General features: G+C 70.8%; 10 protein-coding genes and 1 pseudogene. 8 read left to right on the top strand and 3 right to left on the bottom strand.

What is annotated here, in order from left to right; all coding sequences use genetic code 11:
* Nucleotides 1-72: 72 nt before the first annotated feature.
* The 6 genes from ACFULQ_RS46800 (at nt 73) to ACFULQ_RS46775 (ending at nt 5,454) form a co-directional block, all read left to right on the top strand.
* The gene (locus tag ACFULQ_RS46800) at nt 73-864 is read left to right on the top strand and encodes a maleylpyruvate isomerase family mycothiol-dependent enzyme (protein WP_383557287.1); all 792 of its coding nucleotides are present in this window, start codon (nt 73-75) and stop codon (nt 862-864) included.
* A 27-nt stretch (nt 865-891) separates the two neighbouring features.
* Complete coding sequence (locus tag ACFULQ_RS46795; protein ID WP_383557284.1) at nt 892-1,845, top strand: alpha/beta fold hydrolase; 954 nt, start codon at nt 892-894, stop codon at nt 1,843-1,845.
* Between the two features lie 2 nt (nt 1,846-1,847).
* The gene (locus tag ACFULQ_RS46790) at nt 1,848-2,543 is read left to right on the top strand and encodes an SDR family NAD(P)-dependent oxidoreductase (protein WP_361278347.1); all 696 of its coding nucleotides are present in this window, start codon (nt 1,848-1,850) and stop codon (nt 2,541-2,543) included.
* Between the two features lie 131 nt (nt 2,544-2,674).
* Nucleotides 2,675-3,475 (top strand): IclR family transcriptional regulator, encoded by an 801-nt coding sequence (locus ACFULQ_RS46785; RefSeq protein WP_361278349.1) that lies wholly within the window; start codon nt 2,675-2,677, stop codon nt 3,473-3,475.
* A 9-nt stretch (nt 3,476-3,484) separates the two neighbouring features.
* Nucleotides 3,485-4,090, top strand: a complete 606-nt coding sequence (locus ACFULQ_RS46780; protein ID WP_383557279.1) for a TetR/AcrR family transcriptional regulator — start codon at nt 3,485-3,487, stop codon at nt 4,088-4,090.
* Nucleotides 4,091-4,842: 752 nt separating this feature from the next.
* Nucleotides 4,843-5,454, top strand: a complete 612-nt coding sequence (locus tag ACFULQ_RS46775) for a TetR/AcrR family transcriptional regulator (protein WP_383557276.1) — start codon at nt 4,843-4,845, stop codon at nt 5,452-5,454.
* 214 nt (nt 5,455-5,668) lie between these two features.
* Here ACFULQ_RS46775 and ACFULQ_RS46770 read toward each other — a convergent pair whose 3' ends face one another.
* Together ACFULQ_RS46770 and ACFULQ_RS46765 are read right to left on the bottom strand one after the other, a co-directional pair.
* Nucleotides 5,669-6,868 carry a cytochrome P450 gene (locus tag ACFULQ_RS46770; protein WP_383557273.1) on the bottom strand — a complete coding sequence of 400 codons (1,200 nt, stop codon included), beginning with the start codon at nt 6,866-6,868 and terminating at the stop codon, nt 5,669-5,671.
* A 108-nt stretch (nt 6,869-6,976) separates the two neighbouring features.
* Nucleotides 6,977-7,171, bottom strand: coding sequence for a ferredoxin (locus ACFULQ_RS46765; protein WP_383557270.1), 195 nt, complete (start codon nt 7,169-7,171; stop codon nt 6,977-6,979).
* A 419-nt stretch (nt 7,172-7,590) separates the two neighbouring features.
* Between ACFULQ_RS46765 and ACFULQ_RS46760 the strand changes: the two genes are divergently transcribed.
* Nucleotides 7,591-8,325 carry an SDR family oxidoreductase gene (locus tag ACFULQ_RS46760; protein ID WP_383557267.1) on the top strand — a complete coding sequence of 245 codons (735 nt, stop codon included), beginning with the start codon at nt 7,591-7,593 and terminating at the stop codon, nt 8,323-8,325.
* A 214-nt stretch (nt 8,326-8,539) separates the two neighbouring features.
* On the opposite strand, the pseudogene ACFULQ_RS46755 reads toward ACFULQ_RS46760, so the two are convergent.
* A pseudogene (locus ACFULQ_RS46755) lies at nt 8,540-8,881 on the bottom strand (LacI family DNA-binding transcriptional regulator); the annotation flags it as partial.
* A 167-nt stretch (nt 8,882-9,048) separates the two neighbouring features.
* Between ACFULQ_RS46755 and ACFULQ_RS46750 the strand changes: the two are divergent.
* Complete coding sequence (locus ACFULQ_RS46750) at nt 9,049-9,660, top strand: hypothetical protein (protein WP_383557264.1); 612 nt, start codon at nt 9,049-9,051, stop codon at nt 9,658-9,660.
* Nucleotides 9,661-9,951 lie beyond the last annotated feature (291 nt).

The following is a 9,951-nucleotide window of genomic DNA, read 5'->3' as shown; positions in this document are numbered from 1 at the left end:
GGCTCACGGGTCCTGCCCACCGGGCCCCGCCCACGTCGAACTCCCCGTCCGACCCCGACCACAGGAGCAGCTATGGGCAACGCCGACGCGGTCATCGCGATCCTCCGCAACGGACACGACTCCCTCGCCGAGTCGGTGTCCGGCTTCAGCGACGACGACCTCTCCCGCCCCTCGGGCGCGGCAGAGTGGGACGTCTCCCAGGTCCTCAGCCACCTGGGCAGTGGTGCCGAGATCTTCGAGACCCGTCTCCGCGCCGCCGTCGAGAACACCGAGTACCCCGGCCCCGATCTCAACCAGGGCATCTGGGACAGTTGGAACGCCATGACCCGACGGGAACGCGCCGACGGCTTCCTCCGAGCGAACGGCTCCCTCATCGCACTCTACGAATCCCTGGACGCCCCCACGCGCGACAAACTCCACATCAACATGGGCTTCCTGCCCGAACCGGTCGACGTGGCCACCTCGGCGCGGCTGCGCCTGAGCGAGTTCGCCCTGCACTCCTGGGACGTGACGGTCGCCTTCGACGAGACGGCCACGCTCCCCTCGGACGCCGCCGCGGCCCTGCTGCACGCCAAGCCGGACATGCTCGCCTGGGTGGGCAGAACGGACGCGCTCGAAGGCCGCACCGCCGTCATCCACGTCACCACATCCGACCCCGACTCCGTCTTCGCACTGCGGCTGCAGGCACCCGTCAGCGTGGAGTTCGACGTGCCCGAGCAGTCCGAGGGCACTCTCCGGCTCCCCGCCGAAGCCTGGCTGCGACTGGTCGCGGGAAGGCTCGCCGACCGGTACACCCCGGTCAGCGTGACCACGACGGGCGCCACCGACCTCGACCTGCTCCGCCGGGTCTTCCCCGGCTACTAGAGACCACGCCGAGAGGCAGCACCGATCATGGCCACGCACACCCCCCACACCCCCCACACCCTCGACGTCCCGGGCGCCCGGCTGCACTACGAAGTTCGCGCCAACGTGTCCAGCGACGAGCCGACCCTCCTCCTCATCGGCACGCCGCAGGGCGCCGCCGAGTTCTCACCCCTCGCCCGGCGGTTCGCCGACCGCACCGTGGTGACCTACGACCCGCGCGGGACCAGGCGCAGCGTGCGTACCGACGGCGCCGTCGAGTCGACGCCTGTCCAGCACGCCGACGACCTCGACCGGCTGATCTCCGCACTGGGCGACGGCCCCGTGGACGTGTTCGGCACCGGGGGTGGGGCGGTCAACGGGCTGGCTCTGGTGAGCCGGCGCCCGGCGGGCGTCCGGACACTCGTCGCGCACGAGCCTCCGGCCGCCCGGCTTCTGCCGGACCACGCCGTGGTACTGGCCGCGTGCAGGAACATCAACCGGACCTACCGGCAGGCGGGCCGCAACGCGGCCACGGCGCAGTTCCTGGAACTCGTCGGCCAGAACGGCCCGCTGCCGGCCGACTATCCCGACCGGCCGGCGCCGGACCCGGCCGACTACGGGCTGAAGCCGGACGACGACGGTTCCCGCGACCATGCGCTCTTCGCCCAGAACCTCCTCTCCATCGTGTCCTACGTGTACGACTTCGAGGCACTGCGCACCGCATCGACCCGCATCGTGCCCGCGGTGGGTGCCGGATCGGGGGGCCAGTTCGCCAGCCGGGCCACCCTGGCCCTGGCCGACCGCCTCGGCAGCGCGGCGATCACTCTGCCCAGCGACCATCGCGGGTTCCTGGACGTCGACGACACGTCGCTCACGCTCGCCGACTTCGGGACGAAACTGCGGGAGGTCCTCACCGATCGGACGTCCCCGGGAACCCGACCGAACGTCTCCACGCAGGAGGCCCGAGCCGCGTCCTTGACGCCCTCCTCACATCCGGAGTGAGCATGCCGACCACACTCATCACGGGATCCGGCAAGGGTCTCGGCTTCGAGACGGCCCGCCGTCTGGCGGAGGACGGGCACAGCGTCTACGTCACCGACCGTGACACCCGCCTCGGCGAGGAGGCCGCCGCGCGGATCGGCGCCCGCTTCCTGCCGCTCGACGTCACCGACGAGGACTCCGTCAAGGCCGCCGTCGAACAGGTCCGCGAGGACGCGGGCCACCTCGACGTCCTCGTCAACAACGCCGGCATCGCCGGCAGCCGCAAACCGGTCGGCGAGACCACCGCCGCCGACCTGCGGGCCACCTACGACACGAACGTCTTCGGGGTGGTGCGTGTCACCCACGCATTCCTGCCGCTCCTGCAGACGAGCGACAACGCCGTGGTCGTCAACGTCGGCAGTGGACTCGGGTCACCCGCGGCGCACGACGACCCCGCACGGCCCGAGTTCCAGGTGCTGATGCTGGACTACAACTCCTCCAAGACCGCCCTGGTCATGATCACCGCGCAGTACGCCAAGGCGTTTCCGGGCATCCGGTTCAACACGGTGGACCCCGGCTACACGGCGACGGACTTCAACGGCAACACGGGGCTCAAAACCGTCCAGCAGGGTGCCGAGATCATCGTCCGTATGGCCCGCATCGGCGCCGACGGACCGACCGGCGGCTTCTTCGACGAGGACGGGCCGGTCGTCTGGTGACCTCCTGCCCGCCGACCGGAGTCATGAATTTCCCGGACATCGGAACGGCACTGCTTATTGCGTGAGCCGGAATAGGGGTCATAGCATCCACTAGAACGATGGTTCTAGCCTCAACGCGGAGGTCAGGCCCCATGATCGACCAGTCCCCAGCGGGCAGCGGGATCCCTTCCGGGGCCGTGGCACCGTCCGTGCTGTGGAAAGCGTTTGACGTACTCAGCGCGTTCAACCACAAGGAACGCGTGCTCACCCTCGCCCGGATCGCACGTCAGAGCGGCCTGCCCAAGTCGACAGTGCACCGAGTGCTCGCCATGCTCTCCGACATCGGAGCCGTGGAGCAGCACGAGGGCGGTTACCGCATCGGGCTTCGCATGTTCACCCTCGGAGCGCTGCCACCGGAGGCCGCCCTCCGAGAGACGGCGCTCGTCCATCTCGAAGAGCTCCACCGCTACACCGGCCAGACCCTGCACCTGGCGGTGCTGCGTGGCTCCGATGTCGTGTATCTGGAGAAACTGCCCAGCCGCAAGAGCCTGCCCACACCGGCCACCGTGGGTGATCGACTCCCCGCGCACTGCACCGCGGTGGGCAAGGTGCTCCTGGCCTACTCCGGCGACAACGTCACGGCGACCGCGCTCGCCGGGCCGCTGCAACGCAGGACCGCCAAGTCACTGGCGTCCACGGAACAGATCCGGAGCCAGCTGGAGACGATCAGGACGCGCGGTTACGCGGCCGATCGCGAGGAGGCGGCCGACGGTCTGGCGTGCATGGCCGTACCCGTACTGGTCGGCGAGCGCATCGTCGCGGCGGTCTCGGTGGCGTTCCCGGCGTCCGCGGGCAGTGGTCAGGTGCTGATCAATGCGCTGCGCCAGGCGGCTGTGGCGATTTCCAGGTCGACGGCCATGGTGTCCACCGATCTCCTGGCTACCACCGAGTAGAGGCGGCGAATGGACACCTCACGGAACCAGATCCTGGACGCCGCGGAACACCTGTTCGGCACCCATGGCTACGCGAATGTGAGTATCCATCAGGTGTGCGCGGCGTCCGGTCTGCCGGTCGGATCCGTGTACCACCACTTCGGGAGCAAGGCAGGCGTGCTCAGAGCGGTGCTCCAGCGCGGCATGCGGTCGTTCTTCGACGAGTTGCCCTGGTTCGACGACCTGGAGGGTTCCCCGTTCGACCGACTGGCCGCGCACTACGCCATCGCGGGCGACCTCATCGCCAAACGGCTCTCGTTGTTCCGGCTCTTCGCCTCGCTGCAGTTGCACCAGGCCGAGAACGAGGAAATCCAGTCGATCGTCGACGCCAGCGTGCAGCGTGGCTACGCGCGGGTCGTCGTCTTCATCGAGGCCGTCGCCGACCGCTGCGGTGTCCGGGACTCCCTGGAGTGCGCGAGGGAACTCGCGACGCTCAACATGGTGTTCACCACCGGGCTTGTGGCTTCGGGCGGCAGCGCCGGGATCGACATCAGGACAGGTGTCGGCCGACACCTGCACCGGCTCATCCTGGCATCGATCCTGGACCGTGTCCCGGGCCCGCAGACCGATGAGTGAGCTGTTCCGCCAGCGGGTCGGCAGCCGGATCCCACCGGCCTGATCCACCGTCCGCCGGGGCGGACCACGCGGCCGGCCCGCTCGGGCCTTCTGACCTGTACACATTCAGCGGCCCGATGGGGATCGCCGTTTTCCCGGAGTCGCATCCGTGGTTGCCTGACGGCGCGGAGATCTCGGTCCCACCCCAGGGCGACGTGGGGTGGGACCGGTCGGGCGTTCGACGGCGGGTCGGGGTGCCCCCCGGTGAACACGCTCCGGGACAGCAACGCCCACCGCGTGGCGACCGCGGAACAGCGCGTGGGGCCGAAGTGGCGCGGCCCTGCGTGGGCTCGCGTGGGTTCCGTTCCGACGAACGGAACTCCTTGCGGCGAGAACCGAACGGGTTCACTACAACCGAGGATGTCGGATGAGCGCCTACCTGAGGAGCGGACATGACCGAAACGGCCGCCGACGCCCCCTCAGGGAGTCTCGTCGGCTGGTCGAAAGCGCAGCCGGACTGCTGGAGGGCCGCCGCGGAGCACACGGACTTCGCACCGCGGAGCGGGGTTCCGGAGCCCCCGGGATGACGGACCGGGGACCGAACATGCTGCCGTGACAGTCCGGTTCCACGACCCGCGCAGACCATTCGGATCGCTCCCCCTGGAACGCACCTTCCACTCGCTGGAGGGAGCGTCCGTGATCGAGCAACTCTCCGCGGGTACGGGACCGTTGCCCAGCGGGGACTGACCGGCGCCGATCGGCGAGGACTGAGCGTGGACACCATCCCCTGCAGTGCCACCAGGATTCTGGACGCCGCCGAACAGCTCTTCGGCTTTCGGGGCTACGCCAACGTGACCATCGGCCAGATCTGCGAGATGTCGCGTCTGCCGGTCGGTTCGGTCTACCACCATTTCGGCAGCAAGTCCGGTGTGCTGCGGGCCGTGCTCTGGCGCGGGATGACAGCGTGCTTCGAGGGCCTGTCCGCCGTGGACGACGTGCCCGCCCCGACCTGCCAGCGCCTGGCCGCCCGGTACGAGATCGCGGCCGACCTCGTCGCCGGGCACGTACCGCTGTTCCGGCTGTTCGCCTCGCTGCAACTCCACCCGTCCGACGACACGGAGGTGCGGGCGATCGTGCGGGAGGACAACGAGCGGCGGCACAGGTGGCTGGGTTCCGTCCTGGAACAGGTGGCCCGGAGCTCCGGGATCCCCGACGCCCACGAGTTCGCGGACGAACTCGCCGCGCTCAACCTGGTCTTCGTCACCGGTCTCGTCGCCCACGCGGACGCCGTCCCGGACATCAGGACGGCCATCAGTTCCCATCTGTACCGACTCGTCCTCGCTTCGATCACCGACCGCGCCCGCTCGGCGTCGACGGGCCCATGACGCGGGCGAAGGATTCATGACCCGACGCGGTCACGCGCGCGGTCGTACGGGGCCGCGGCGGTGGTACGGGGCCGTCTGCCGCGCGGCCCCGGAAGGGCGACGGCAGAGCCGCGGGCCCCGCCGCCCGCGGAACGGCATGCCGGTTCCGGCCCCGGAGCGGGTCGGCGCCGTCCCGGTCAGACGCCGGCGGCGGTCACGGGGCCGGATGTTCCGGTCAGCCGAGGACCACGTCCAGCCGATGGGGCCGATGCAGGATGTCACCCGGGGTCTTCTCCCAGACGTAGTCCTCGGCCAGCCGCATGCCGGGGTATCGGTCGAGCAGTGCCTCCAGCATGACGCGCACCTCCAGCCGGGCCAGCGGAGCACCCAGGCAGGTGTGGATGCCGTAGCCGAGGGACAGGTGCGCCGGCAGGGTCTCCCGGTCGAGGCTGAACTCCTGTGCCTCCGGCCCCCACACCTGCTCGTCGGCGCCCGCCGACTGGAGGCTGAGCAGGACCTTGTTGCCGCTCGGAATGGGGCTTCCGGACAGCTCCGCGCCGTCCTTCGCGGTACGGATGACGAACCGGAGCGGAGGATCGTGGCGGAGCGACTCCTCCAGAGCCATGGGCAGCAGTGCCCGGTTCTCACGCACGCGCTCCCAGAGCCCCGGGTCCCGCAGCAGTTCGTAGGTGAGGTTGGTCGCCAGGCTCCGGGTGGTGTCGGTGCCCGCGAAGACGAGCTGCAGCATGTGCCCGGCGGCCTCCCGCGTGGTGAACTCCTGCTCGCCCGGTTCGGCGTGGACGAGACCGTCGATGACGTCGTCCCCGGTCGGGCCGGCCGCCCGGCGGCGTTCCACCTCGCCGGTCAGGAACCCGAAGAGGGCCTCGAAGTCGGGGCCCCGGAAGCCGTTCGGCACCAGGTCCGCGGAGACCCGGTCCGTCCAGCCCTGGACCTCGTACCACGACTCCTCCGGAAGGCCCAGCAGCGCGAAGACGACCTGTGCCGGGATCCGGTTGAAGAACAGGGCGTACAGATCGGCGGTTCCGCTCTCGGGCAGCCCGGCGGCGATCCTTTCCGTGATCTCCCGGATCCGCGGCTCCTGCTTGCGCAGCTTGGCGGGGGCGAACCACTTGCGCAGCCGGGCCCGCAGCGCGGTGTGGTCCGGGGGGTCCATGCGGGTGATCGCCGCGGACGGCGGGGCCACCGAGTCGTCCAGGGTGAAGTTGCCGTGGTTGGAGAAGAACGCCGGGCAGTTGAGTGCCTCGCGTACGTCCCTCTCCGCCGCGACGACGCTGATGCCGGCGCGGGGATGCGACACCGGGCAGCGGCGGCGTGCCTCGGCGAGGCGTTCGGCCGCCTCCTGCTGGTGCAGGGGGTTCAGCGGGTCGAAGGGGGTGGACGGGGTGGTGGGTTCGGCGGGCACGGAAGTCGTCATGGCGGCTCTCCAGGAGAGGACGGGGCTCGAAGGGCGGAACGGCGCGCGGCGGGGAGCGGTGCGAGCGGGGAAGGCGGGCGGCGCGGCTCGGCCATGGGGTCCGCCCCGTCAGCCGCGCACGCGCAGAGCGGCGACCGGACAGGTGCGGGCACCCGCCTCGGCCTTGGCACGCAGCTCCGGCGGCACCTCGGTCACCAGCAGTTCCAACTCACCCTCGTCATCGAGCCGGTAGATCTCGGGAGCCACCTGCTCGCACAGCCCGTGGCCCTCGCAACGGTCATGGTCGAGGTCGACATACGTCACGTTCGATCTCCTCGGTCGGGACGGCTGACGGAGAGGAGCACATGGGTGAGTGGCCGCCTCACCATCGCCGTCGTCGGTTCCGCGATGGCAGCGCGTGGGACGACGGCCGACCTCCGGGAACCGGGCGCACTGGTAGATGGCACCCGCACATGGTGCGGCACACGGCGAACCGTCCGACGTCCCTGTTCCGGCCTCCGGAACACCGGACCGTCATCGGTGCCTGCTCCGCTGTGCCGTTCCGGCGACGCGTGTCAAAGCCCGTGGCGCAACGGGTCGTTCCGTTCGCCGGGACGCTCGCGCGTCGGCGTTCGGGTGGGGTGTGAGACTTGGCCGAGGTGATCAGAAGGGCCCGGGACGTCCCTCTGCCGGTCACCGCGCACGAACCACGCGCCGCAGCAGACCACTTCGAGGAGCCACGCATGACCGAACGGAAGGCCGCCATCGTCACCGGAAGCTCCCGGGGCATCGGCAGAGCCGTCGCCGTGCGACTGGCCGCCGACGGGGTCGACGTGATCGTCAACTTCCTCAGCCGGCGTGAGGCCGCGGACAAGGTCGTCGCCGAGATCGAGGCCGACGGGGGACGGGCCGTGGCCGTCCAGGCCGACGCCACCGTTCCCGACCAGCTCCGCGCCCTGTTCGACGCGGCGGACCGGCACTTCGGCGGGGTGGACATCTTCGTGCACGGCGTGGGCTCACCGCGCTTCACCACGATCGCCGACGCCACGGACGAGGACTTCGAGATCTCCGTCGTGCAGAGCACGCGAGCCGCCTTCGTCGCGCTGCGCGAGGCGGCGAACCGACTGCGCGAGGGCGGGCGGATCGTCGTCGTCTCCAGCGGCAGTTCCGTCGACCACATACCCAACGGCGGGATCTACGGCGCCGGCAAGGCGGCCACGGATCGCATGGTCCGCACCCTCGCGCACGAACTCGGCGCCCGCGGGATCACCGCCAACAGTGTCCTTCCCGGCGCCACCCGGACCGACGGGCTGGTCGAACACCTGCCCGCCGCGGCGATCGACCAGATCGCCGCACGCACCCCGCTGGGCCGTATCGCCGAGCCCGAGGACATCGCCGACGTCGTCGCCTTCCTCGCCTCCGACGGGGGCCGATGGGTCACCGGGCAGGCCATCCGCGCCCACGGCGGGGCGTCCTGAACGGTACGGCGACCGGGCACCCGACGTGCGCTACGGCATCCGTCCGCGGGGCAGGGGGTGCGCGGCTTGTCGACCGGGTCGACGCCGGCGTCGCTCGGCCCGATGCCCTGCCGGCCTGTCCACGAGACCGCCGAGGCACCCGGCCCTCGCTCCCTGCCGGGGCGGCGCGGTAGGGCGCGGTGCGGTACGGCCCGCGGTAGGGCGCGGTGCGCGCTCACGCCGTGGTGCCGGTGGAGCAGGGTGCCGTGGAGTCGCGAACGACCAGTTCGGTGCCCAGCTCCATGTGTTCCATCAGCAGTTTCCCGCCGTCGATGAGGGCCAGTAGCGCGCGAGCCGCCTTCTGGCCCATGTCGTGCAGGGGCTGGCGTACGGTCGTCAGGCCGGGGAAGTTCTGGGCTGCCTGGGGAAGGTCGTCGAAGCCGACGACCGAGAAGTCCGTGGGCACGTCCAGGCCGCTCGCCCGGGCGGCGTCGATGGCGCCGAGCGCCATGAGATCCGCGCCGGCGACGATCGCCGTGGGGCGGTGGTCGGCGATGAGCCGGGTGGCCGCGCGGAACCCGCTGGCGTAGGAGAGGCGCCGGCCGGCTGCGGGACCCCTTCATCGGCATCGGCCCCGACGGACTGTTCCACCTGCTCGCCACCGACGGCTGGACCAGCCCGGACATCGTCCACACCACCTCCACCGACCTGCTCACCTGGTCCGAACAGCGGCTGGTGCCCGTGATGGCCCGGGTGCCGGGGGCCCTGAACGCCTGGGCACCGGAATTCTTCCTGGACCGCCTGAGCGGGCTGTACCACCTCATCTGGTCGTCCGTGGTCGAGCCGGGCGGCACCGCCGAGGGCCGGGACTTCGAACACCTCACCCAGGACCACCGCATCTGGCACTGCACCACCGAGGACTTCCGCACCTTCTCCGCGCCCGGGATCTTCTTCGACCCCGGCCACTCGGTCATCGACGCCACGGTCCGCGAGCTGGACGGCGGCGGTTTCCTCATGGCCTTCAAGGACGAACGCGGGATCAACGACACCGCCACCGCGCACAAGGACATCCACCTCACGACGTTCGACGTCCCCCGCGGCCCGTACACGACACCGAACGGACCGGTGACCCCCTCGCTGGCCGAGGGACCGTCACTGTTCCGCCGGGGCGACGGGTGGGTCATGATCTTCGACCACTTCCTCGAAGGAAGATACGGGGCGACCCGCAGCCCGGACGGCATTACCTGGGAGCCGCTCTCCCTGGACCTGCCGGACGGCATGCGACACGCCTCCGTCCTCACGACGTCGGCCCCGGCCCTGGAGACATCCGCCCTGGACGCGCTCGCCGCGCACTAGCCTCCGGCGCCGCCGCGCGGCGGCCAAGGATCCCGGGCGCTCCGCCGCTTGAGCCGCACGCGCCCGGCGCAGGAAGCCCCGTGCCCCGATCCGCGGCACGGAGGACTCGATCACCCCGTAAGGAGCGTCGCAATGAAGCGTCGCAGAACGGCGCGTCCGGCCCGCCGGGCATCCCGCGTTCTGGCCCTCCTCGCCATGCTGGCGGGAGCACTCCTGGTCCCCGCCCACGCCGCACTGGCGGCCGGCACCACCTACTACGTGAACTGCTCGGCCGCCACCGACGGCAGCGGC

Source organism: Streptomyces sp. NPDC057253 (genome assembly GCF_042669125.1).
GTDB lineage: Bacteria > Actinomycetota > Actinomycetes > Streptomycetales > Streptomycetaceae > Streptomyces.
The sequence above is the reverse complement of the archived record's forward strand: the minus strand, read 5'-3'. Positions and strand labels throughout refer to the sequence as shown.